Here is a 23,144-nt window from a genome sequence, read left to right on the forward strand (position 1 = left end):
ATTGCAGCGGGTGTTCGGACATGAGAAGCGGATTCTGGTACTTTGGGGCTGAACGCCTTTGTTCCCTAATAACGGGGAGCGCGGCATGAACATCAGCATCTCTGAAATCTTCAAGCCCACGATCCTGCTGGCTTTGGCGCTCATGGTCGTGATCGTGATGATGGTCCTGCCGGTACCTTCTTGGATTCTCGATCTGGGCCTCGCCACCAGCTTCGCCCTCGCGATCCTGATTTTCACGGTTACGCTGTTTATCGAGAGGCCTCTCGATTTCTCGGCCTTCCCGACCATACTCCTCGCAAGCCTCATGCTGCGCCTCTCCCTGAATGTGTCCTCGACCAAGCTGATCATTGGCCAGGGACACACGGGAACGGGTGCAGCCGGAAACGTGATCGAGGGATTCGCCAATTTCGTGATGAGCGGCTCCGTTCTTCTGGGTCTCGTTGTGTTTACCGTTTTGCTCATCGTGAACTTCATGGTGATCACCAAGGGCGCTGGGCGTATGGCCGAAGTCGGCGCGCGTTTTGCACTCGACGGGATGCCGGGGCGACAACTCGCGATTGATGCGGATCTTTCCGCCGGGGCGATCACTCATGAACAGGCCAAACAAAGACGGGAACAGGAACTCGCGGAAACCACGTTTTTCGGTTCTCTCGACGGTGCGTCGAAATTCGTCAAGGGCGACGCCATTGCTGGCCTTTTGATCACGCTGATGAACATTGTCATGGGCTTGGTCATCGGTGTGGCCGTACACCACATGCCACTTGGGAAGGCCTTTGAAACCTATGCCATTTTGACCGTCGGTGATGGTCTTGTGAGCCAGATTCCCTCGGTCATCATCTCCATTGCCGCTGCGTTGCTCTTGGCCAAAGGGGGTACCAGCGGTTCCGCCGACATGGCGCTGTTCCGACAATTGGGGAAATACCCGTCGGCGCTTTACACGGTTGCCGTTCTGATGGCGCTGTTCGCTTTCGTTCCGGGTTTGCCTTTCATCCCCTTCATTGGGGGCGCGATGGCGCTTGCTGCAGCGGCCTATTTCGTGAGCCGGAAAATGCAGGAAGAGGAAAAGGAAAAAGCGAAAAAGGAAGCCGCCAAACCGCAGGTCACTGCCGAGCGCGAGTCGATGGGAGACATCCTCGATCTCGACGATATCCATGTCGAATTCGCGCCCGATCTCGTGGCGATGGTCCTCGATCAGCAAACCGGTCTGGATGCGCGGATCGTGAACATGCGCAACCATGTGGCGACGGTCTTTGGGCTTATCCTGCCGGAAATTCGCTTGACCGATGATCCCAGCCTGCCGCCCGGTACTTATGTCGTGCGCATTCAGGGAGTCGAGCAGGCGCGTGATCGCCTGCGCAAGGACAAGGTGCTGGCTCTCGTGTCCGGCGATGCGAGCGGTCTGCCGATCGGTGAGGATGTGGCCGAACCGGTCTACGGTGCGCCCGCCCGTTGGATCAGTCCGGCGCAAAAGGAAGAGGCCGCCCTGATGGGCAGCACCGTGGTCGGCGCGACCGAAGTGCTTGCGACCCACCTTCTCGAGGTGATCAAGAGGAACTTTCCACGTCTTTTGACAATGAAATCCCTGCGTCGCCTGCTCGACGAGATGACAAACCTAACCGACAAAGCGCGCGGTGAAGCCAATCAGAAATTGCTTAACGAGCTGATTCCGGATCGGGTGCCGATGGATCTGTTGTTGTCGGTCCTGCGTCTTCTGCTCGAAGAGCGGGTGTCGATCCGCAACATGGCACTGATCCTCGAGTCGATTTCCGAGGCGCGTGGTGCCCATGCGACAGCGGAATCGATCTGTGAACATGTGCGCCAACGCCTTGGATTTCAGTTGATTTCCGAGATCAAACGCGATGACGGCACCTTGCCGCTGCTGCAACTGGCGCCGGAATGGGAAGATCGTTTCTCGACTTATCAGGTCGATGGCGAACGAGGGCATTCCGACATTGCCCTGCCGCCGGATCAATTCAACAGGCTCGCGAAAACCATGGCGGACAAAATCGCGAGGGCCGGAGAAAGCGGCATCTATCCGGGGATCGTGACGTCAACGCGTCGTCGTCGCTTCCTACGTACGGTCCTGTCGGCCCAAGGCATCCAGAACCCGGTCTATTCCTTCGAGGAGATCGGAACCGACGCCAAACCCTCCCTCGTGGGATTGGTGCCGGTATGACGGAAACTTTGGCGGACCTGATGGGGCTGGCGCAGCTCAACCTTACTCTGGGGTTCCTCGTTTTCCTGCGGGTCGGTGCAATGATGGCGATCCTGCCCGCCTTCGGAGAGCGGTCGATCCCGGAGCGGGTGCGTCTTGTTCTGGCAATCGCCTTCACAGCCATCGTCTTTCCTGCCGTGGCGGGAGAGCTTCAAAATCTCGCGTCCACCACATCGGGGCTGATGCGTGGGCTTGCGACCGAAGTCATTGCGGGGCTGCTCCTCGGGCTTGTCCTGCGTCTCTTCGTCATGGTGTTGCAAATCGCGGGTACGATGGTGGCGCAATCCACCTCCCTGTCGCAGATTTTCGGCGGCGGCTCCGTCGAGGCCCAGCCCGCCATCGGGCATCTGTTCCTTGTTGCGGGACTTGCGCTTGCGGTGATGATGAACCTGCATGTCCGGGTCGCCGAGATGCTGATCCTGTCCTACGATTATTTTCCGGCGGGGTCGTTCATCCCGACGCAAGATGTGATGATCTGGGGCGTCGATCACATTTCGTCCGCCTTCGCCCTGTCTTTCAGCCTCGCTGCGCCTTTCGTCATCGCTTCGCTGATCTACAACGTCGCGCTCGGCGTCATCAACCGGGCCATGCCGTCCCTCATGGTGGCCTTCGTTGGTGCACCTGCGATCACTCTCGGCGGTCTGCTGTTGCTCTTCGCCACCACGCCGATCCTGCTCGAAGTCTGGCGTTCGGGCTTTGCCGAGCTGCTCCTCGATCCGTTTGGAGTGGACTGATGGCGGAGGGCGATGACGACAGCGACAAGCAATATGAGCCGTCACAGAAACGTCTCGATGACGCGCGTAAAAAGGGTGAAATCCCGCGCTCGACCGACCTGATCACGACCGCCTCCTATTTTGGGTTTATCGTCGTTGCGATGGCACTGGGGGCTGGCAGTCTGCAAAAGATGGGCACAGCGTTTCAGGTCATGCTGGCCAATGCGGACCTGAATGCCGAGGCCTGGTTCAATGGATCGGCGGAGCCCTGGACGATGGGTCTGATGCAAACCGTGGGTGCGGGGCTCTTGCCCTGGTTCCTCATTCCGGCCGTTATGGCGCTCGTCGTGATCTTTGCGACCCGGTCGATGATTTTCGCCACGTCCAAGCTGGAACCGAAACTCTCGAAAATCTCTCCCGTGTCGAATGCGAAGAATAAATTCGGTCGCTCCGGTTTGTTCGAATTTGCCAAGAGCTTTTTCAAACTGTCGATCTACTCGGGTGTTTTGGGCGTCTATCTCTACACCAAACTCCCGGACATCATGTCCACCATGTCCTTCAGTCCGGGGCTTGTGGCGGCGACGCTGGCCGATCTGGTCGTGGGGTTCATGCTGATCGTGCTGACGATTTCTCTGGTGATTGGCGGGGTGGATTACCTGTTTCAGTATAACGAACATATCCGCAAACACCGGATGACCCGCAAGGAGCTGACCGACGAGGCGAAGGAGCAGGAAGGCGACCCGCATTTCAAACAGAAACGGCGCCAGAAAGGCTTCGAGATCGTGATGAACCAGATGCTCGCCGAAGTGTCCAAGGCAGATGTGGTGATCGTCAACCCGACGCATTACGCGGTGGCGCTGAAATGGGATCGTTTGCAGGGCGGTGCGCCGATCTGTGTGGCGAAAGGGGTGGATGAGATTGCGGCGCGTATTCGTGACGTGGCCAATGAAAACGGCATTCCGATCCACCGCGATCCACCAACCGCGCGCGCGCTTTATGCAACTGTCGAGCTCGGTGAACAGATCCTGCCCGAGCATTACCGTGCGGTTGCGGCCTCGATCCGCTTTGCCGAACAGATGCGTCAGAAAATGAAACACCAGTTCGGGAGGTGAGCATGTCGCAGAAACGCGATCAGTTGAAACGCCTCAAGGAGGTTTCCGAACTTGCATTCAATTCCGAGCTGACACGGCTCGCCGAGATCAAGCGGGAGGAAGAGCCGTTTCGTGCCCGGATGCGGGAGATCGATCAGGCCAGAAGTGAGCGTGCCGCGACACTTACGGCTGCGGACGGATTCGACATGGCGAGCCTGATGGGGGCGGACCGGATCTGGGACAGATGGGCGAGACAGGAAAAGCGCAAAGCCATGATGGCGCTTGCGAAACTCGCCGAGCGCCGGGAAACGCAACTTGAGCGGACGCGCAAAGCCTTTGGCAAAAAAGATGCGCTCGACCGTTTGGCCGAGCGCGATGTTTCCAAGCGCTGAACGTGTCGGGCTTTAGCCGACATCCTGACGCACGATATCAATCACCAGAACATCGTTGATTTCCGGCCCGAGGGTGGTCTGAGCGGCCTCCAAAAGGGCGTGGCGCAAGGCATTCATCGTGACGCTGTCGGTGAAATCGCCTTTGAACCCTCCGGTATTCGCATGATCGAACATGACCTGAAGGAACACGTCCCGGAGTTTCGGTTCCCGCGCATAGATACTTTCCCGGGACCCGGTGCTGGCCTCGAGGCTGAGCGAGAGCACCACCATGGAAACGACACGTCCGTTTTCGAGATCCGGGATCACGAACTGGTTGTTCAGTTTGACGTATTCGAAGGCCGCGTGCGCGGGATCTTCGCCGTGCTCGTCCGGTGCGGCATGCGGATCATGGGCTGCGTTCGCCGCGGGTACATCGCCACAGGGATTGATCTCGACGACCTCTTGCGGTTCGGGACGGAGCATGAGCCCGCCACCGATCCCCGCGCCAAGGCCGATCAGGGCCAGAAGAAGAGGGAGGATCTTCTTGATCACGACATTTCTCCTCAGAACGGCAGAATGGTATCGGCGATTTGCTGGCCGTAGCGCGGTTGCTGCACCTGGGTGATCTGACCGCGCCCGCCATAGGAAATCCGGGCTGAGGCGATCTTGTCATAGGTGATCTCGTTCTGGCGGGAAATGTCCTCGGGGCGGACGTAGCCCTCGACCAGAAGCTCTCGGATCTCGTAGTTCACGCGCACCTCCTGCGAGCCCTGAATGTGCAGCACACCGTTGGGCAGTACGTCGACAATGGTGGCTGCGACCATCAATTGAAGTTTTTCATTCCGCTTCACACTGCCGTTGCCGGAGGACGAGGAGTTGGAATTGGTTCCGACGGCGGAGTCCATGCTGGCGCCATTGGGGAGCACTTCGTTGATCCGTTCGGGAATGCCGAAGAGCGATGAAATCCCCATCGTCTCGGAGCCGGACCGCCCGCGGCTTGAGGTGTTCGACATTTCCGCACTGTCGTCGATCTCGATCACGACGGTGAGAATGTCGCCCCGCTCGATGGCGCGACGATCTCCCAAAAGCGACTGACGCGACGCATTCCAGAGTGAGGCCGCATCCGACGGGTTGCGGCTTGCGACCTGTTCTGGCAGCGACGGGTTGCGCATCGCGGCGGTCTCCGCCGAGCTTTCGATGGGCGTGAACTCCGGCAGGCGGCCGACCTCCTTGAGATCGGAACAGGCGGTGAGGGCGAGAAGGGTGGGGAGCATAAGGTAAAGACGCATGACAAATCCTGATTACTGAGCGGCAAGCCCACCGACATGGATGGACCCATCCGGCGCGACGACGCCGGACACGGTTGTTTTGGAAGAGAGATTCATGACCCGCACGACATCGCCGATGCCGGCACGATCGAGCGCACGCCCATCTGCGGAGATCGAAAGCCCGCCATGGCTGTAACGCAGAACGACGATCTGGTTGCGGTCGACGATGGCTGCGGGACCGATATCCGAGGCGGAAATCGGACGCCCGGTGTAAAGCATCACCCGCGACTCCAGCCCGACGGCTTCGTCGATCGAGCCGATGCTCCCGGGCACATCGCCCGCGACCATGGTCAAATCCGAGGGTGCAAGAATGGTCTGGGCGCGAATGGTCCGTGCGGCGACGACCGTATCGGCCAGCGCTGGCGTTGTGAGCAACCAGAGGCAGGTGGTTATGAGGGCCCGTGCGATCATCTGATTTGCGTCGTCGCGGAAAGCATTTGGTCGGCGGCGGTGATGACCTTGGCGTTCAATTCGTAGCCGCGCTGGGCTTCGATCAACTCGGTGACCTCGCGCACGGCATCGACGGAGCTGTCCTCAAGATAGCCCTGACGCAGCGTCCCCAGCCCATCGAGGCCGGGCGTTGTGACATTTGCCGGGCCCGAGGCCTCGGTTTCGAGGAACAGGTTCGAGCCGATGGCCTCAAGCCCCTTGGCGTTCGAAAACCCCGCGAGGGTGAATTGGCCGAGAAGTTCCGGTTCGATCTGATCGGAGAAATAGGCGTAAATCTCCCCATCCGCATTGATCGAAAGCGACAGCGTGTCGTCGGGAATGGTGATGTCGGGCACGACGGGATAACCGTCGGAGGTCACGATCTGACCATCTGCCGAGCGTTTCAGCCCGCCATCTCGTGTATAGGCCGACTGGCCGGAGGGCAGGGTCACTTCGAGATAGCCGTTGCCCTCGATCGCAATGTCGAGATCACCACCGGTTTGCGACAAAGACCCTTGCGCCAGTTCCAGGGTGACGGACGAAGGCCGGACGCCGAGCCCGAGCTGCACCCCGGTCGGCAGAACGGTGCCATCGGAGGAATTGATCGTGCCGGGGCGGGAGGCCTGTTGATAATGCAGGTCGGCGAATTCCGCCCGCCGGGCGTTGTAGCCGGTGGTGCTCATGTTCGCGAGGTTCTGCGAAATGGTTTCCACCCGCATCTGCTGGGCGCTCATGCCCGTGGCTGCAATTTTGAGTGCGCGCATGTCAGGCTCCTTTCTTAGCGACCGAGCGTCGAGATGACGGATTTGATCCGTTCATCTTCCTGCTGGGAGAATTGCTGGCCCATGGTGTAGGCGTTTTGCACTTCGATCATCCGGGCCACTTCGGTGATCGCGTTGACGTTCGAATTTTCCACGTAGCCCTGTAAAATGACCGCCTCTTCCTGCGGCACGATGGCCCCGTCGGTGTAGAACCGGACGCCGTTGCTGCGTGTCAGACTCGTCGGGTCTTCGGGCATGTAAAGCCCGATCTGCGACAGCGGTTGCCCGTCGGCGGAGAGCGTCCCGTCCGAGGACACGGCCACGGTTTTTGCATCCTGCGGGATAAAAATCGCCGCCCCGCCATTGTCCAAAAGCTGATACCCGTCATGGGTGGTCAGCTCGCCATTCTGGTTTGTTGTAAAGGCACCGTTACGAGTCAGGGCCTGACCGTTTGGCGTGTCGATCAGAAAGAACCCGTCACCTTCGATGGCAAAATCATAAGTGCCGCCTGTGGGTGTCAGCGGCCCCTGCGTTTCGTTGGTAATTCGCACGTTGCCGTCCGCCATCGAAAGGCTGTCCTCGCCCTTCTCAAGCTGCGAAATATACTCGGAAAACAGCATGCCTTCCTTGCGGTAACCGGTGGTCGAGACGTTGGCGATGTTGTTCGCGATGGTCTGTAATTCGCGATTGAGACCGACCATGCGGGTAAGGGTGGTATAGCCTGCGCTGTCCATCACAAACCTCCGATCAGGGGGATGATGCGGTCGGTGAAAAAGCTGGTGAGGGTTTCGGTCATGAACCCCATCGACATCCAGAACACGATCAGGATCGCCACCAGTTTCGGCACGAAGGTCAGCGTCATTTCCTGAATGCTCGTGAGCGCTTGAAACAGGCCGACGGTGACCCCGGCGATCAGCGCGACCACAAGAATCGGGGTGGCGATTATCGTCGCGATCCAGAGCGCCTGTCTCAGCGTGTCGTAGAAAACCAGCTCATCCATGGCTCACACCGGCATCCTGAGGATTTCCTGATAGGCCTCGACAACCTTGTCGCGCACGGTGACGGCGGTCTCGATGGCCAGTTCGCTTTGGGCAAGCGCCTGAACGAGGGCCTGACTGTCGGCCTTCCCGGTCATGGCGGCCTGTGCGACCTCCTCGCCTTGGGCAAGGGTCTCGGCAAAGCTCGTGGCGGCTTTCCCAAGTGTGTTTTGAGTGGCGGCTGCGGTCTCGCTCGGCTTCGGCGCGGTGACCGGGCGGGTTGCTGCGTAGCCTTGGGCGGCAAATGCGGATCGGATGTCCATTCTGGTCTCCTATCGGTGGGTGTCGGCCTTCTACCGACGTAAAAGATCAAGCAGGGATGACGACATCTGCCGGGCCTGATCGAACATTTTGAGGTTCGCCTCGTAACTGCGCTGCGCTTCGCGCGCGTCCGCAATTTCGATCATCAGCTCGACGTTGGAGCCGTCGTAAAACCCGCTCTCGTCGGCAAGCGGATGTCCGGGGTCGTAAATTTCTGTCAGCGGAGAGTTGTCGAGTTGGACATCACCGGTCGTCACCGCGCCGGTCTTCACGCCCTGATCGACGATCTCTTCGAAAGAGACGGTCTTGCGGTGGTAGCCCGGCGTATCCGCGTTCGCGATGTTCTCGGACACATGGCGCAGACGGCTGGCCTGTGCCTTCATCCCGGATGCGGAGAGGTTGAGGATATTTTGCAGATCAGACACTCACATTTCTCCCCTATTTCCGCCCGATCGAGCTGCGCAGGATGTTCATCGAGCTTTTGTAAACGGCGAGCGCAGTCTCATGTTGTTGCCGCACTTGCGTCGCTTTCATCATCTCGGTTTCGAGAGAGACGGTGTTGCCGTTGGGCGAGCTCGCATCCGGCGTGTCCACCAATGTGTAGCCCTGAGAAGTTTCCTGCGAGTTGAGGAGATGCGCAGCCCGCGTGGCGCGCATGCCTGTACCGAAGTCGCCGCCCTCGTAGGTCTCGGCAAAGGATGCGATATCCTTTGCGCGATACGCGGGGGTATCGGCATTCGCGATGTTTTTCGCGACGATTTCCTGACGGGAAACGGCATGACTGGCCAGTCCGCTCGCCATCTTGAAGATATCCAGGTTTTCGAACATCGGGGCTTCTCCTCCGAGTTATCTCAACCAAGGCTTAACCCTGATTCCTTTAGAAAGAGTTGTCGAAAGCGGAGGTGTTCATGAACGGCGTCGGATTCGAATTGCTTCTGGCCGAGGTGGCTGCGGTGAAGCCGGTCCAATCGGTTGGGCGCGTGATTGAAGTGTCGCGCGGAGTTCTGACCGTGTCTGGGCTGAGCGGGATTGCGGCCCTGGGGGATCTGGTCGAGATTGGCCACGGGGACCACGTGCGCCGGGGAGAGGTTTTGCAGCTCGACAAGAAAACAGTGACGGTTCTGCCCGATGGCGGGCCCGATGGATTGTCGATCGGTGACCCGGTCGCTCATGTCGGCAAAAACCATGTCGCACCGGATGAAAGCTGGATCGGTCGGGTGATTGACCCATTCGGACAAGCCCTTGACGGAAAGCCCATTCTTCAGGGACGCAGACAGCGTTCCTTGCGGGGAGAGCCGCTCAATCCGACCGAGCGTCGGGCGTTGGGCGGTCGCCTTGAAACCGGACTTGCGGTGTTTAACACCTTGCTGCCCATTGTGCGCGGACAGCGAGTCGGTCTTTTCGCCGGGTCCGGCGTTGGGAAATCCACCTTGCTTGCGAAACTTGCCACAGGTCTTCAGGCCGACGTCGTGGTGATCGCCATGGTTGGGGAGCGCGGACGCGAGGTCCGTGAATTCATCGACCGGGTGCTTGGCCCTGTCGGAATGAAGCGTTCCGTCATCGTTGCAGCCACCTCGGATCAATCCCCGATGGTGCGGCGGCGCTGCGCCTGGACAGCCATGTCGGTGGCCGAATATTTTCGCGACAAGGGCAAACAGGTGCTCTTTCTGGCCGATTCCGTCACCCGCTTTGCCGAGGCGCATCGCGAAGTGGCGCTTGCGACGGGCGAGTCCAGTTCGCTTCGGGGGTTTCCACCTTCTACATCGCATCTGATCACGACGCTTTGCGAACGGGCTGGCCCGGGTATCGGAGATATGGGCGACATCACGGCGGTGTTTTCGGTTCTTGTGGCGGGCTCCGATATGGAAGAGCCGATTGCTGACATCCTGCGCGGTGTCCTCGACGGTCATATCGTTCTGGATCGTCAGATTGCGGAACGCGGTCGTTTCCCGGCGATCGACCTTCTGAGATCGGTGTCCCGCGCTTTGCCACATGCTGCATCGGATGGGGAAAATGCCCTGATCGCGCGGGCTCGTCGCCTGCTTGGGGTTTTCGACCGTTCGGAAATGATGATTCAGGCGGGGCTTTATTCCGTCGGCACCGATCCCGTGATTGACGAAGCGATTGCGACCTGGCCGAAACTCGATCACTTTCTGACCGAGTCGGAGCCGAACGGCACACGGGAAAGTTTCGAACGGCTCGAGGCCTGTTTCACGGACCGGAAAAAGGCGTGATCCGTTAAAACGATCCTGTTAACAGGGCGAGTGCATTCGAAGCGGCGGATGTCCCGGTTGTACCGGAATTCAGTTCGGAGCGGATGAGGAACAGTTTGACGAGTTCCTCGCGCTTTTGCGGGTCGGAGAATTGCGACACTTCGGACTCATGAAAATACTGCTCGGCCTTGTCGCGAAAGATGGTCAACTGTTGGTCGAGATCCAGACTGCTGACGGAACTCGGAAGGCCGAGTGCTGTCTCGAAAACGGTTCGAAGCGCCTCATTCCCCATGATGGAATACCAGCGCCCATTATCCGTCGTGTCTTTGTCGACCAGATCCGTCAACTCGCCTTCAAGATTGAGCGCGAGCCGCATGTCTTCATCCTGATCCCCTACGGCGATCTGAAACTGTTTTTCCTGATAGGCGGAGATGATTTTATCCGGAAAATCGCTGAGCACCGTGTTGGGCGTATCGAAATTTCCGAATCCGAAAGCTTCGGCGAGTCTGAAATAGCGTGTGTCGGTCAGCTTATTGGCGATTGCCTCGTCATCGAGCGTGCCTTCGCTGAGAACCTTTTCGACAAAAAACTTGCTGTTGATGTCATCATCAAGGCCAAACGCGCCCAAGGCCACCTTCAGTAACCTGTAATCTGAGACCAACTCTTCGGCGCTGGTCACATTCGCGATGTTTTCTCGAAAATACTCCGTGTCCCTCTGAATCTCCGCAGAGTTGTTAAAGGCTTCTTGTTGATTGGCCTGAGTATTTTGAAGAACCACCCATCCAGCGTAACCGCTGAATGGGACGACAGGTTGATATGTCATTGGTACTGCGCGGCAGACAAAAGCCGCTCCTCTCTGGGCAACAGGGCGCGGAGCATTTTGAGCGCTTGATAGTACTGCCCGCTTTGAATCTCCGTCGTTGCCGAGTTGAGGATCTTGCGGCTGTCCGGGTCGGTGAGCACTTGGCTGAGTTGCTCGATCCCGCGCATGAGTTGCAGGCTCGCCTCCTTCGGTTCTGCATCGCCGGAGAGGATCAGCTGCGCGATGTAGCAGACGCGCCGCACAGGCGTATTGACCTCTTCGGGGTGGATGGCATCGCGGAGCCGCAGGATGTTTGCGTTCGGTGTCACGATGGACAGGCGCGATCGCCGGTCGCCGTTCTCGATGACGGCTCCGTTGATCAGGACCCGTTCCTTGGGGCCGAGTTTCAGAACAAGACCGCTCATTTACTGGCCCTCCCGTTGCAGGCCACGCATGATCGCCGTGTTGATGTCGATCAATGGCGTCTCATCGGCTTTCTTGGCAAGAATGTCTGAGGTGTGTTTCGCAGTGAATTGCGCGAGATAGAAAATTTGGGCGCGCAGCTCTTTCGGCAGTTGATTGTCGCTCTCGGCGACATTTGTAGCGAGAAGGGTCCAGAGACGGCGATTGTCGTAGAGAGCCTTCACATAGGCGGAATAGGACCGTTTTTTGTCCTGAGCCGTCTGACGAAGGCGATGCGTAATTCGTGCAAAGGCTTCGTATTCGGTGCCGCGTGGAGTCCTGATGGGCGCGGCGGTGTTGGAATAGGCCGTTCGGGCCATCTGAAGAGCGTTCACGTCTTATCCTTCCGGTGACAATGAATTTCAACGCACGGTCTTTGACCGCGGAGAAACCGGGCACCGGTCAGGCGCCCGGTCAAAGCTCTTAGCCGAAGAGCGACAGGATGGTTTGCGGCGCCTGGTTGGCAATCGAGAGCGATTGCACACCGAGCTGCTGCTGCACCTGAAGCGCTTGCAGTTTCGCGGAGGCCTCTTCCATGTCGGCATCCACCATGGAGCCGATGCCGGACATCAGCGCATCCGTCAGGTTGGAGATGAACGTCGACTGGGTTTCGATCCGGCCCTGGGCGGAACCGAACTCCGACGCGGCATCGACCGCGTTGTTGATCAGGGTTTCGATGTTGCCGAGTGCTGCATCCGCACCGTCATTGGTGGTCACATCGATGTTGTCGAGACCGAACAGACCACCGGAGGCTTCCCCGCCGGTCCCGACGGTCAGCTTGAGCGTGGTGCTCGTCCCGTCGCCATTGTCGTCGTCGACAGCCAGTTTCCACTGACCTGTGGTCTCGTCCTGCTGAACAGCCGTGGTCACGCCTTCGGTACCGGCCGAGTCGATCGCGGTTTTCAGACCGCGGGCGACGTCTTCCATGTTTTCGTCCTTGCCAGCCACATAGGTGTAGGAGCTGGAGCCGACGGTCACCTTGAAGCTGTCACCTTCGTTCACACCGGCAGAAGTGCTGAAATCAATGGTCGCGGCGCGCTGGTTCAGCGTCGCGGCATTGGCATCGGTGATATCGACACCATTGATTTCCTCCACCTCGAAGTTCGTGGAGGTGGTCGAGTCGGCGGTGAGTTCGACATCGGAGAAGGCGTTGGTGTTCAACACGCTCAGCTTGCCGGAGGTGCTGGCATCGACGGAGATGCCCTCGATCCCGAGCGCGTTGATCTGGGAGGCCAGAGCATCACGTACGGTGTCGGCATCGTCACCCGAAGCGGTGGTATAGCTGACTTCATGACCGTCGATGGTCATGGAGTAGGTGTCGCCGTCGCTGCCATAGGTGATCCCCATGATGGCTTCGGTCCCGCCGGCATCCGTGGTGTAATCGGAGTTGGTGCTGCCATTCACGGTGCCATAAGCGGCCGATGCGGTGTCGCTCAGGGCCGTGCCGAAGGTCCCGGCGGAGGTCGAGAGATCCTGACGTTTCACGGTGATGTCGGACGCGGTCACGGTGCCGTCGGAGGCACGATCGAGCGAGGACAGGATGTTGACGTCATCGGTGCCTTCGACGAGGGACAGGCCGTTGAACTGGGCTGCGCCGATCACCGATTTGACCTGACCGACCAGAGCGTCGATATCCGTTTGAATTTTCTCGCGGTCGACGTTTTCTTCCTGAGCCGAGACGACCTTTTCTTTGATTTGGGTCAGCAGATCGGTCACGGTTTCAGCGGCTTCGGAGGCTACGGCAAGGGTCGATTCCCCAAGCGCGAGGCTGTCGGAGATGGCGTTGAAGCCCGCAACGTCGGATTCCATCACTTTCGAGATCGCCCAGACGGAAGAGTTGTCCTTGGCAGAGGCAATATCTTTACCCGTGGAGATCATGCTCTGGGTTTTGGACAGGTCGGAGTTGATGGAATTCAGGGTCTGCAGCGCGACCATCGCGCCATTGTTGGTCAGAATGCTGGACATAGCATAACTTCCTTTGATCTTGGGACGCGTTTTGCGCCACACGAGTTTCGAGGTCCGCCCCCACGGGCGGTTTCAGGATCGTCATTCTGACTGATTACGGATGACCGCTTCCGGCCGACCGTGCCACCCCCTCGGGATGCACTCTGATCTTTGGAGCTTAAAGGCTAAAAGTTTCCTAAGCTGGCTTCGATTGATGCTTTCAATTTGAGGCAAAAATTGGACAAGGGATCAGGCTTTTCTCTTCATGGTTAACGACTTACGTTCGATCTCCGTGGTTTTCCCTGCCGGACCGTAGGCGGTGAAACCTTGGGATTGAGCGCGCAAGGACAGGATTCTCTCGCGCGCCGTGCGAAGACCTTTTGCGGAGGCCATCAGAAGGCGCTTGTTATGCGCGCTGCGGTTTTGCAGGTCCTTGAGAACCGGGGGGGGCGTTTTCGATTTCGCGACAAGGGCCAGAAGCGATTCCTTCGATTTCGAAAGCTCCTCCAAAGTGGCGAAGTCACCTTTGAGAAGCGCGGTCTTCTCCCTCTCGAGGAGATCGGCTAGGGCCGCTGCCGGGCGGAATGCATCAAGAAATGCCATCGGATTTGTCCTTCAATGCGTTGAAAATCTGTTCGGCCAAGCCGATTCCCCCGGCCTCGACCAGTTTTTCTGCCTGGGCCTGAACCAGAAAGGACGAGAACTGATCTTCGCCCGATCCGCCTCCAAAGGCGTCCGGTGTTTTTCCGAAGCCCGCACTTTTGAGCATTTCCGCCAAAAACGTCGCTTCAAGTTGTTGCGAAACGTTATGCAGCTTTTCGTCATGCGACATCTGCGCAGGGGTCGGAAGGGATGAGGATGGAACGGCGGAGACGGTCATGGGGATCACTCCAATTCGAAGCATTTTCCGACTCGTAACCGTAATCTGGTAAAGAACCGGTAACTCTCTGCGCAGATAGTGGCATCACGGAGAAAGAAATCCCGGATGCAAGAAATGCAGTTTCAGACTTTTGATCTTATCAATACCGTCACGAGCCCGGAGAGCGGGCGATCCGAAAAAGCGACCGCTTTCGGTCATGGGGCGGGTGAAAAGACGTCGTCGGTTATCGGCGCCAAAGGCATGTCGTTGGACAAGCTGTCCTCAAAGAGTTCCGGGCAACTTGCCGCGCAGAGCGACACGTTTGAGAGCTATCTCAGTGCACAATCCAGGCAGCCTCAGGCCAGGCAGCTTCAGGAGAGCGAGGCGCAAGACAAGGGTCTTGTAACGCGCAAGGATGATGTCGAGGAGGTGTCGACATTTGACGCGTCTGTTGCAGGTGATGAAAACGCAGCCAATAAAGTGAACGCGGTTTTGCCTTCCCGCGAAGTCGCCGTGACCAAGCCTCTCGTTATGACGCCCGGTGTCGGAGTGTCACAAAACAGATTTGCAACTCAAACGGCCATTCAACAGGGTCTGGTCGCAAGTAACGGTCCTGCAAAGGCAGAGACGCTTCTTTCCGATGATGGCGTGGCAGATGTATCTCTGGCTCAAGCCGAGCCTTCCCAAGGGGAGACTGCCGAGGAGACGGTGTCATCCGAGACCTCTCAAATTGTGGCGGAGGCGTTCGTGAACACGGGCGTTGTCTTAGAAACCAGTCCGCTCAAGACGTGGCAGAGGGAGGAAACTGGTTTCACGACAGCATCAGCCGCCAAGGCAGATAGTGTGCCCGACGAAGTGCATGTTGCCCAGCCGGAGCCGAAAACCGGGAAAAAGACCGCGTCGGTCAGTGGACGTTTCCCAGAGATGACGCGTGACTCGGATGCTGAGGGTGGGGAGGGATTCGCGGGCGAAGCGACGGACAGTTCTGGGGCATTGACCGCTGAGCGGTCTGTGGCCGAAGTGGCAGGAGCTGAAAAAGACAAGATGAAGAAAGATCAATGGCTTGTGACGTCGCAAGAGCAGGTCATGATCATGGGCGGCCAGGCTGCCACGAGCACAGCTCTGTCACAGGGTGTGGAAAGTAACGCCACGCAGGAGGTGCGGTCTGATCTTTACTCGAAGATGCAAAACGTCGAAGCCTCGCTTCTTTCCGCGGCCGTTCCGCGCAGTGACTTGACAGGCGAGGCTGCGACGGCACGGACGTCCGAAACGGTCGATCATACAGGGCGGAAAGCTACGGATGACATGTTACAGCCTAACGCGAAAACGTCATTCGCCTCCGTGGCATCCACTGACACCATGAGCACACCGTTTGTCGCGACGAAGGCCATGGCGGAGAGGTTGACGGAGGACGCGAGAACCGTTTCACAGGCGGTCCAAGTCGTTTCGGGAAATCTCTCGGGCAATCACAGTGACGCGAAAATCCCGGAGCAGACACCGATCCCGTCTGTGCAGACGGCCGACGTATCGGCTTTGAACGAAGGGAAAGTGATCCCCGGATTGCAAGCAACAGAAGGTCAGGATGTAGCTTTTCCGGAGGTGGCCGAAGAAATCGTTGCGCCCAAGGTGACGCGGGAGACGGTCGAAACGTCAGCAAATTCTTCTGCACAAACGGCGCAGAATTTCGCGCTGTCCGGGATGTTGACATCCGCAGAGGTCCAGACATCTTCCATCACGGACACGGATCAAATTTCTTCGCTCGGCGATCTGGGTCCGATAGCTCATATGTCTCCTGAAACGACAGCCCTGAGGGAGCAGACCGCCGCGACAAGCGCTACGAATCGGATCGAGTTGCCGACACACATAGCATCGCAAATCGCCGATGTGGCCCGGCAATTGCCGGACCGGCCCGTCGAAATCACCTTGTCTCCCGAGGAACTCGGCAAGGTGAGGTTGTCTTTCCACCTCTCCGAGAACGGCGCGATGCAGGTGGTGATCGCAGCAGAACGTGCCGATACGCTCGATCTGCTGCGGCGCAACGTGGAAAGCCTCATCACTGAATTCCGCGATCTCGGTTATGCCGACAGCGGCTTTACCTTCCAGAATTTCGATCAGGGCACACAACAGGGCGGCTCTGACGCTTTTTCCCCTCCGACCGGGTCATCCGCCACATCGGACATGACCGATCCCATGCCGTCTGAAACCCCCGTGCGCCTGTCTCTTGGGAGTGCGTCGGGCATGGATCTGAGACTTTAATAGGAGCGCAACATGGTAAACACGATCACCGCCGCGACGACGACCACGACCAGTGCAAGCAGTTCCAGTTCCAGCAGTGCTTCCGGTTCCGCGCTGAGTTCGGATTTCGACACGTTTCTCAAGATGCTTACGGTCCAGATGCAGAATCAGGATCCGCTCAACCCGATCGAATCGACCGATTATGCGGTGCAACTCGCCACCTTCTCACAGGTCGAGCAATCTGTGATCACCAACGATCTTCTCGAAGATCTCTCGGCGCAACTCGGGCTCATGGGCTTTTCGGAATTGTCCGGCTGGGTCGGGATGGAAGCCCGGAGCGAGGCCGCGGCCTATTTCGACGGCTCTTCCCCGGTTACCCTGACAGGCGAGTTCGCCACCGCGGCGGACACGGCCGTGCTGATCGTGCGGGATGCCGATGGGACGGTGATCCAACAGGTCACCATGTCCCCGACGGAGGACGCCTTCGAGTGGAGCGGCCTGGACGACGGTGGCGATGTGTTCGAGGCCGGAACCTACAGTTTCGAGATCGAGAACTACTATAACGGAGACTATCTCTCGACCACGGCGGTCGAAAGTTATTCCCGGATCGTCGAGGCCCGTTCCGACAATGGCGATGTCGTTTTGGTTCTGGCCGGTGGCAATGAAATCGCCTCCGATGATGTGACTGCCCTGCGCGATCCGTCGTGATCCGCTTGCAGACCACAGTCCCAGCTCGATAAACTCGGGTGGTCCGTAATTTGGAGTGCCTCAAGATGTCCTGCGCCGCAGATCTTCCCCCGAAGGGGATTCAGGCGTTTGTTGCGGAGCGTGTGTCCGGTCCGTGTCATTGGGCGCGCCTTCCCGGGGGGCGCACAAACCGCAGCTGGCGGGTGAGTGGCGCCGCCTGTGACTGGGTGATCAAACTGTTCGATCCCAACCGATCCAACCGGTTGTTCCCGAATGACCCGAAAGCGGAACGTCATGCGCTAATGGCTTTGGCGGGCCAAGAGATCGCGCCGGAATTTGTGGCTCATTTTGAGGTGCGGGAGGGGGCCTGCCTGATTTACGACTATGTCGAGGGCGTGCTTGTCGACAAGACGGACCCCGACACGATCCGGGCGCTGGGCCATTTGCATGGGGTGTCGCCTTCTTCGGAGTTGCGAAAAATCGACACGCAGCCCGTGGCGCTTCTCGAACAAGGTCGTTTTTTCCTTCAGGGTTTGGCAACCGCCTTGGCGCGCCATCTGAGTTCAGCCGAACCCGTGCCGTTCCCTGTTGTCTCCGGGCAGGATGTGTTCTTGCATGGTGACCCTGTACCCGCGAATGTTCTGATCCATGACGGGCGTCATCGGTTCATTGACTGGCAATGCCCGGCCTGCGGCGATGCGACGGCGGATCTGGCCATCGCCCTGTCTCCGGCCATGCATCATGTCTATGGCAAGGGCGGTTTTTCAACAGCGGATCAGCAAGCAGCGCTGGCCGCCTATCCGGATGCCGAGACCATCGCGCGCTATCGTCAACTCGCCCCATTTTACCAATGGCGCATGGCGGCCTATTGCGCGTGGAAAGCGGCGCAGGGCGAGGCGATCTATGAGGTGGCCGCAGAGGCCGAGCTTAACCCAGAACGAGCATGACTGCGGCACCGAGTCCCGCAGAGACGACGCCTCCCGCGATCAGCCAGAGAACCTGCCATCGGTTGCTGCGCTCGACAGGGGCCTCGGTCTCCTTGCTCTGAGCGATCAAAAGCGCTTCGGCCAGTTGCGGCAATCGCGGACCAAAACGCGAGAGCACGGCGGCGGTGCGCCACAGATCGCGGGCCAAAGCTTTGGGGCCGATATTGGCCTTGATATACTGTTCGACCACCGGCTTGGAGACTTCCCAGATGTTGATATGCGGATCGAGCGAACGCGACACGCCTTCGACCACCACCATGGTGCGCTGCAACAGGATCAGCTCGGTGCGCGTTTCCATCCCGAAGCGCTCGGTGACCTCGAACAGGTAGGACAAAAGCCGTGCCATGGAGATGCGCGTGGCGTCCATGCCAAAGATCGGATCTCCGACGGCACGAAGCGCGCGGGCGAATTCATCGACGTCGCGATCGGCGGGAACATAGCCCGCCTCGAAATGCACTTCCGCGACGCGTTTATAGTCTTTTTTGATAAATCCGTACAAAATCTCGGCGTAAACACGTCGTGTATATTCATCGAGCATGCCCATGATGCCGAAGTCGAGCGCAATGATGTCGCCGTTCGGCGCGATCTTGAGATTGCCGTGGTGCATGTCGGCATGAAAGAACCCGTCGCGCAGAGCATGGGTCAGGAACATCTGAAGCACTCGGGGGCCGAGAACGGTCACATCGTGACCGGCAGCGATGATTTCGTCGATGTCGGAGGCGGTGATCCCCTCGACCCATTCCAGCGTCATGACCCGTTTCGAGGACAGGCCCCAGTCGATGGCGGGCACGTTGAAGCCCTCGTCCCCCGCTGTGTTTGCGGCATATTCGGAAGCGGAGGCGCTTTCCAGACGCAGGTCCAGCTCGCCCTGCACGACGCCTTCGAAATGCGCGATCACGTCGGTTGGACGGAGGCGGCGCGAGGCCGGAGAGAGGCTCTCGATCAGGGAGGCGAGAAAATAGAAAGCGTCAATATCGGTGCGAAACGCCTTCTCGATGCCGGGACGCAACACCTTGACGGCAACCGCCTGACCGGTGTCGGCGCGCACGGCCTTGTGGACCTGCGCGATGGACGCGGCCGCGACCGGTTCGGAGAATTCGGAAAACAGCTCGGAGATCGGCGCCTGAAGCTCGGCCTCCACCGTCTTGATCGCCGCATCGCGCGGGAAGGGCGGCATGCGGTCCTGAAGCACCTGCAACTGCTTGGCGAGATCGGCCCCCACCACATCGGGCCGGGTCGAAAGGATCTGGCCGAATTTGATATAGGCCGGACCCAGCGCGGTGATCGCCCGTGTCACCGGCGGAAGGTTCGGATCGCCCTTGTAGCCCAGCCAGCGAAACGGCCACACGACCGTGCGGGCCAGAATGCGAAAGGCGCGCGGCGCGTCGAGCGCATCCATCGCCTGTGTCATCGCCCCGGTCCGCTCCATGGTCGCGCCGGTGCGGATGAGCCGCCAGATATTGTGAGGTCCGCGCATCAGATCTTCCACCCGGAATGCAATGCTGCGATGCCCATGGTCAAATTACGATACTTCACATTGGAAAATCCGGCGGTTCGGATCATTTGCGCAAATGTATCCTGATCCGGGAATTTGCGGATGCTTTCCACCAGATATTGGTAGCTGTCCCGATCCCCGGCAATCATCTGCCCCATGCGGGGGATAACGTTGAAGGAATAGAGATCGTAAGCCTTCTGCATCATCGGGTTCGGCAATTGCGAGAATTCCAGCACCATCAACCGCCCGCCTGGTTTCAAAACGCGGTAGGCCTCCGACAGCGCATCGGGGATGCGCGTCACGTTCCGGATACCAAAGGAGATGGTGTAAACGTCGAACTGGTTGTCCTCGAACGGCAGTTGCATCGCATCGCCCGTCACCCAGGACAGGCTCTCGGCCATCTTCTCCGCCTCGGCGCGTTTGCGACCTTCCACCAGCATCGACTCGGTCATGTCCAGAACGACGGAGGTCGCCCCCGGCGCGCGTTTCAGGAATCGGAACGAAATATCGCCCGTGCCACCGGCCACGTCGAGCAAATGCTGATCGGGGCGCGGCGAGAGCCAGTCCATCATCGCGTCTTTCCAGACCCGGTGAATGCCCATCGACATCACATCGTTCATGATGTCGTATTTCGAGGCAACCGAGGTGAACACCCCATGCACCATCCCGGCCTTCTGATCCTCGGCCACATCTTTGAAACCGAAATGGGTGGTTTTGCCGTTCTCGCTCATCGCTCTTGAACCTTTCTCGAAACTCACCCTTCTTATAGGGCTCACATCGGGCGTGACAATCGCATGTCGCAAAGCGAAGGGGCCAAAATGCCGGAATTGCCAGAGGTCGAGACGGTTCGTCGCGGGTTGGAGCCTTCGATGGCGGGGGTGCGGATTACGCAGGCAGATGTGAACCGCCCCGATCTGCGCTGGCCCTTCCCGGAGCGGATGGCGGAACGGCTCACGGGCGCGCGGGTTGAGCGGCTGCGCAGGCGGTCGAAATACATCCTCGCCGATCTCGACACGGCGGAGACACTGCTCATTCACCTCGGTATGTCGGGGCGGATGACCGTGTCCGGCGATCCTCTGGGACAGTTCGTGCATGACCATCCGGCAAAGGAAAAGCACGACCATGTGGTGTTTCACATGGAGAACGGCGCGCGCGTGACCTTCAACGATCCCCGGCGGTTCGGGGCGATGGATCTGATGGCGACCGGTATGGAAGAGGCGCATCCTCTTCTCGCCAAACTCGGGCCGGAACCTCTGGGCAATGCCTTCAGCGAGGATCACTTGATCGCCAAGCTGAAAGGCAAAAACACCCCGATCAAATCGGCGCTTCTGGATCAGCATGTCGTTGCGGGGCTGGGCAATATCTATGTCTGCGAAGTGCTGTTTCGGGCGGGCATCCATCCGGCGCGCAAGGCCTCCAAGATTTCCGAGGCGCGCATCGCCTCTCTCGTACCGATCATCCGGGAGGTTCTGCTGGAGGCGATCGAGGCCGGAGGATCGTCGCTGAAAGACTTTCGTCAGGCCGATGGCGAGCTTGGATATTTCCAGCATAATTTCCGGGTTTACGGCCGCGAAGGCGACCCCTGTGTGACGCCCGATTGTGCGTCGCGCATAAAAAGGATCACCCAGTCCGGGCGCTCGACCTTCTTTTGTCCGACCTGCCAAAGATAACTTGATCCGTTCGGGCCAGATGTTAGGACTGCCCGGAAGGACCAGAAACCGGAGGGCGCAATGGCCTATAAAACGCTTCTTATCGAGATCAAGGACAGTGTCGAACTGATCCGTCTGAACCGGCCTGAGGCGCTCAATGCGCTCAATTCCGAACTGCTTTGCGAACTGGCCGATGCGCTGGGCAAGGCCGATCTCGATCCGAAAGTGCGCGCCATCGTCATCACCGGCTCGGAAAAGGCTTTCGCGGCAGGCGCCGACATCAAGGAGATGTCCGACAAGAGCTATGCCGATATGGCCTCCGAACGCCTCTTTGCCGAAGATGCCGACCGGATCGTGGCGACGCGCAAGCCGGTGATTGCCGCTGTGGCGGGCTATGCGCTGGGCGGGGGATGCGAGTTGGCGATGATGTGCGATTTCATCCTTGCGGCTGATAACGCGAAATTCGGCCAGCCGGAGATCAACCTCGGCATCATCCCCGGCATTGGCGGCACCCAGCGTCTGACGCGCTTCGTGGGCAAGTCGAAAGCCATGGAGATGATCCTGACCGGGCGCTTCATGGAGGCCGAAGAGGCGGAGCGCTCCGGGCTTGTTTCCCGCATCGTGCCCGCGAAAAAACTGGTCGAGGAAGCCCTCGCCGTGGCCGACAAGATCGCCGAGAAAAGCGCGATTTCCGTGGCGGCCGCGAAGGAGGCGGTGAACCGCTCTTATGAAATGACGCTTGCCGAGGGCGTGCGGTTTGAGCGCACCAGCTTTCAGGGCCTCTTTGCGACGGAAGATCAAAAAGAAGGCATGGCCGCCTTTACGGAAAAACGCGCGCCGCAGTTCCGGGATAAGTAAACCCGCTGTTTTAGGCGAAAACGGGCTTTCCTTTTCAGCGATTCTCGCCTAAAGGGACGCCTTACATGCGCGTGGAGCCCGCTTAGGCTATGATTGACCGCCCTTTTCAAAGGGGTTCGGGGTCCGTTTGCGCAATCGACATTGTAACACGACCTCGAAGAGGAAAATCCCATGGCGAATTCGCCCCAGTCCAAAAAACGCGCCCGTCAGGCCGTCCGTCGCACCGACGTCAACAAAGCCCGTCGTTCCCGCATCCGCACCTACCTGCGCAAAGTCGAGGAAGCCATCGCTTCCGGCGATCAGGCCGCTGCCAAAGCCGCTCTGCAAGCCGCTCAGCCGGAGCTGATGCGTGGCGTTACCAAAGGCGTGGTTCACAAAAACACCGCCTCCCGCAAAATGTCCCGCCTGTCTTCGCGCGTCAAAGCGCTCGGCTGATATTTGCCAAGAATTTATGTGAAAAACGCGCCTTTCGGGCGCGTTTTTTGCGTTTTGGAAGGGGCTTTTGCGCAATCGGACGGCTCGCCGCAAAGGCGAATCCCTTGCGGCGGCGGCGCCTAGCAAGACTCGCGTGGGGCTGACAATCATCTCGCTCAAATCTTTCTCGAAGAGGCGCAATCTGAGGCATATGCGCCACGGCTTCTGCAGCGCTTATTGAGCTTTTTGGATTCGGTTTCGGTAAAGACAGAGTCAAGCGCGAAGATCGATTGCGACTCCGTCGGAGGGGTTGCTAGCTTGCCCATGCGATTCA

Annotated in this window: 28 protein-coding genes; 11 read left to right on the top strand and 17 right to left on the bottom strand. The window is 58.9% G+C overall.

Translation table 11 applies throughout. From position 1 onward, the window contains the following. Positions 1-85 precede the first annotated feature (85 nt). The 4 genes from flhA to V1471_RS14885 are packed head-to-tail and all read left to right on the top strand — an operon-like array spanning position 86 to position 4,411. On the top strand, positions 86-2,176 hold the full coding sequence (gene flhA / locus V1471_RS14870) for a flagellar biosynthesis protein FlhA (RefSeq protein ID WP_434289794.1): 2,091 nt from the start codon (positions 86-88) through the stop codon (positions 2,174-2,176). After that, a complete protein-coding gene (locus V1471_RS14875) occupies positions 2,173-2,949 on the top strand; it encodes a flagellar biosynthetic protein FliR (RefSeq protein WP_434289795.1) in 777 nt (258 codons plus the stop codon). The genes flhA and V1471_RS14875 overlap by 4 nt, the downstream gene beginning before the upstream one ends. Further along, entirely contained in the window at positions 2,949-4,040 is a 1,092-nt protein-coding gene (locus V1471_RS14880; protein WP_434289796.1) for an EscU/YscU/HrcU family type III secretion system export apparatus switch protein, read from the top strand. The genes V1471_RS14875 and V1471_RS14880 overlap by 1 nt, the downstream gene beginning before the upstream one ends. A gap of 2 nt (positions 4,041-4,042) precedes the next feature. Continuing rightward, positions 4,043-4,411 carry a hypothetical protein gene (locus V1471_RS14885; protein WP_434289797.1) on the top strand — a complete coding sequence of 123 codons (369 nt, stop codon included), beginning with the start codon at positions 4,043-4,045 and terminating at the stop codon, positions 4,409-4,411. Between the two features lie 12 nt (positions 4,412-4,423). On the opposite strand, the gene V1471_RS14890 is transcribed toward V1471_RS14885, so the two are convergent. From V1471_RS14890 to V1471_RS14930, 9 genes are read right to left on the bottom strand one after another with little or no spacing between them, the layout of a single operon-like run. Beyond that, positions 4,424-4,942: a flagellar basal body-associated FliL family protein gene (locus V1471_RS14890; protein WP_434289798.1), complete on the bottom strand. Its 519-nt coding sequence runs from the start codon at positions 4,940-4,942 to the stop codon at positions 4,424-4,426. Positions 4,943-4,953: 11 nt separating this feature from the next. Further along, the gene (flgH, locus tag V1471_RS14895; RefSeq protein WP_434289799.1) at positions 4,954-5,679 is read right to left on the bottom strand and encodes a flagellar basal body L-ring protein FlgH; all 726 of its coding nucleotides are present in this window, start codon (positions 5,677-5,679) and stop codon (positions 4,954-4,956) included. A gap of 12 nt (positions 5,680-5,691) precedes the next feature. Then, the gene (flgA, locus tag V1471_RS14900; protein ID WP_434289800.1) at positions 5,692-6,129 is read right to left on the bottom strand and encodes a flagellar basal body P-ring formation chaperone FlgA; all 438 of its coding nucleotides are present in this window, start codon (positions 6,127-6,129) and stop codon (positions 5,692-5,694) included. Then, positions 6,126-6,911: a flagellar basal-body rod protein FlgG gene (flgG, locus tag V1471_RS14905; protein ID WP_434289801.1), complete on the bottom strand. Its 786-nt coding sequence runs from the start codon at positions 6,909-6,911 to the stop codon at positions 6,126-6,128. The genes flgA and flgG overlap by 4 nt, the downstream gene beginning before the upstream one ends. 14 nt (positions 6,912-6,925) lie before the next feature. Then, entirely contained in the window at positions 6,926-7,642 is a 717-nt protein-coding gene (locus tag V1471_RS14910) for a flagellar hook-basal body complex protein (RefSeq protein ID WP_434289802.1), read from the bottom strand. After that, positions 7,642-7,908 carry a flagellar biosynthetic protein FliQ gene (locus V1471_RS14915; RefSeq protein WP_434289803.1) on the bottom strand — a complete coding sequence of 89 codons (267 nt, stop codon included), beginning with the start codon at positions 7,906-7,908 and terminating at the stop codon, positions 7,642-7,644. The genes V1471_RS14910 and V1471_RS14915 overlap by 1 nt, the downstream gene beginning before the upstream one ends. 3 nt (positions 7,909-7,911) lie before the next feature. After that, positions 7,912-8,208, bottom strand: coding sequence for a flagellar hook-basal body complex protein FliE (fliE, locus tag V1471_RS14920; protein WP_434289804.1), 297 nt, complete (start codon positions 8,206-8,208; stop codon positions 7,912-7,914). Positions 8,209-8,238: 30 nt separating this feature from the next. Beyond that, positions 8,239-8,631: a flagellar basal body rod protein FlgC gene (gene flgC / locus V1471_RS14925; protein ID WP_434289805.1), complete on the bottom strand. Its 393-nt coding sequence runs from the start codon at positions 8,629-8,631 to the stop codon at positions 8,239-8,241. Positions 8,632-8,644: 13 nt separating this feature from the next. Continuing rightward, positions 8,645-9,034, bottom strand: coding sequence for a FlgB family protein (locus V1471_RS14930; RefSeq protein ID WP_434289806.1), 390 nt, complete (start codon positions 9,032-9,034; stop codon positions 8,645-8,647). Positions 9,035-9,114: 80 nt separating this feature from the next. Between V1471_RS14930 and V1471_RS14935 the strand changes: the two genes are divergently transcribed. Continuing rightward, positions 9,115-10,440, top strand: coding sequence for a FliI/YscN family ATPase (locus tag V1471_RS14935; protein ID WP_434289807.1), 1,326 nt, complete (start codon positions 9,115-9,117; stop codon positions 10,438-10,440). A gap of 4 nt (positions 10,441-10,444) precedes the next feature. Here the strand turns inward: V1471_RS14935 and V1471_RS14940 are convergent, their stop codons facing one another. The 6 genes from V1471_RS14940 to V1471_RS14965 all read right to left on the bottom strand — a co-directional run bounded on the left by V1471_RS14940 (position 10,445) and on the right by V1471_RS14965 (position 14,531). Continuing rightward, entirely contained in the window at positions 10,445-11,242 is a 798-nt protein-coding gene (locus V1471_RS14940) for a DUF1217 domain-containing protein (protein WP_434289808.1), read from the bottom strand. Then, positions 11,239-11,646, bottom strand: a complete 408-nt coding sequence (gene flbT, locus V1471_RS14945; protein ID WP_434289809.1) for a flagellar biosynthesis repressor FlbT — start codon at positions 11,644-11,646, stop codon at positions 11,239-11,241. Before flbT ends, V1471_RS14940 begins: the two co-directional genes overlap by 4 nt. Beyond that, complete coding sequence (gene flaF, locus V1471_RS14950) at positions 11,647-12,018, bottom strand: flagellar biosynthesis regulator FlaF (RefSeq protein WP_434289810.1); 372 nt, start codon at positions 12,016-12,018, stop codon at positions 11,647-11,649. Positions 12,019-12,106: 88 nt separating this feature from the next. Next, positions 12,107-13,648 carry a flagellin gene (locus V1471_RS14955; protein ID WP_434289811.1) on the bottom strand — a complete coding sequence of 514 codons (1,542 nt, stop codon included), beginning with the start codon at positions 13,646-13,648 and terminating at the stop codon, positions 12,107-12,109. Between the two features lie 228 nt (positions 13,649-13,876). Beyond that, the gene (locus V1471_RS14960) at positions 13,877-14,230 is read right to left on the bottom strand and encodes a hypothetical protein (protein ID WP_434289812.1); all 354 of its coding nucleotides are present in this window, start codon (positions 14,228-14,230) and stop codon (positions 13,877-13,879) included. Beyond that, on the bottom strand, positions 14,217-14,531 hold the full coding sequence (locus V1471_RS14965; RefSeq protein WP_434289813.1) for a rod-binding protein: 315 nt from the start codon (positions 14,529-14,531) through the stop codon (positions 14,217-14,219). The genes V1471_RS14960 and V1471_RS14965 overlap by 14 nt, the downstream gene beginning before the upstream one ends. An 81-nt stretch (positions 14,532-14,612) precedes the next feature. Between V1471_RS14965 and V1471_RS14970 the strand changes: the two genes are divergently transcribed. The 3 genes from V1471_RS14970 to V1471_RS14980 all read left to right on the top strand — a co-directional run bounded on the left by V1471_RS14970 (position 14,613) and on the right by V1471_RS14980 (position 18,355). Continuing rightward, positions 14,613-16,742, top strand: coding sequence for a flagellar hook-length control protein FliK (locus tag V1471_RS14970; protein ID WP_434289814.1), 2,130 nt, complete (start codon positions 14,613-14,615; stop codon positions 16,740-16,742). 12 nt (positions 16,743-16,754) lie between these two features. After that, positions 16,755-17,429, top strand: a complete 675-nt coding sequence (locus V1471_RS14975) for a flagellar hook capping FlgD N-terminal domain-containing protein (RefSeq protein WP_434289815.1) — start codon at positions 16,755-16,757, stop codon at positions 17,427-17,429. A gap of 65 nt (positions 17,430-17,494) precedes the next feature. Further along, complete coding sequence (locus V1471_RS14980; protein WP_434289816.1) at positions 17,495-18,355, top strand: phosphotransferase; 861 nt, start codon at positions 17,495-17,497, stop codon at positions 18,353-18,355. Here the strand turns inward: V1471_RS14980 and ubiB are convergent. Beyond that, positions 18,336-19,871: a 2-polyprenylphenol 6-hydroxylase gene (gene ubiB, locus V1471_RS14985; protein WP_434289817.1), complete on the bottom strand. Its 1,536-nt coding sequence runs from the start codon at positions 19,869-19,871 to the stop codon at positions 18,336-18,338. The two genes, V1471_RS14980 and ubiB, sit on opposite strands and share 20 nt — an antisense overlap. Further along, positions 19,871-20,620: a bifunctional demethylmenaquinone methyltransferase/2-methoxy-6-polyprenyl-1,4-benzoquinol methylase UbiE gene (gene ubiE / locus V1471_RS14990; protein WP_434289818.1), complete on the bottom strand. Its 750-nt coding sequence runs from the start codon at positions 20,618-20,620 to the stop codon at positions 19,871-19,873. Before ubiE ends, ubiB begins: the two co-directional genes overlap by 1 nt. Before the next feature lie 87 nt (positions 20,621-20,707). On the opposite strand from ubiE, the gene mutM reads away from it, so the two are divergent. The 3 genes from mutM to rpsT all read left to right on the top strand — a co-directional run bounded on the left by mutM (position 20,708) and on the right by rpsT (position 22,831). Further along, positions 20,708-21,559 carry a bifunctional DNA-formamidopyrimidine glycosylase/DNA-(apurinic or apyrimidinic site) lyase gene (mutM, locus tag V1471_RS14995; protein ID WP_434290952.1) on the top strand — a complete coding sequence of 284 codons (852 nt, stop codon included), beginning with the start codon at positions 20,708-20,710 and terminating at the stop codon, positions 21,557-21,559. Between the two features lie 60 nt (positions 21,560-21,619). Then, positions 21,620-22,396, top strand: coding sequence for an enoyl-CoA hydratase (locus V1471_RS15000; RefSeq protein ID WP_434289819.1), 777 nt, complete (start codon positions 21,620-21,622; stop codon positions 22,394-22,396). Between the two features lie 171 nt (positions 22,397-22,567). Next, positions 22,568-22,831 carry a 30S ribosomal protein S20 gene (gene rpsT / locus V1471_RS15005; RefSeq protein WP_066703068.1) on the top strand — a complete coding sequence of 88 codons (264 nt, stop codon included), beginning with the start codon at positions 22,568-22,570 and terminating at the stop codon, positions 22,829-22,831. Positions 22,832-23,144: the final 313 nt, after the last annotated feature.

Origin of the sequence: Celeribacter sp. SCSIO 80788 (assembly GCF_051054295.1) — a bacterium.
In the GTDB taxonomy this organism is placed as follows: domain Bacteria; phylum Pseudomonadota; class Alphaproteobacteria; order Rhodobacterales; family Rhodobacteraceae; genus Celeribacter.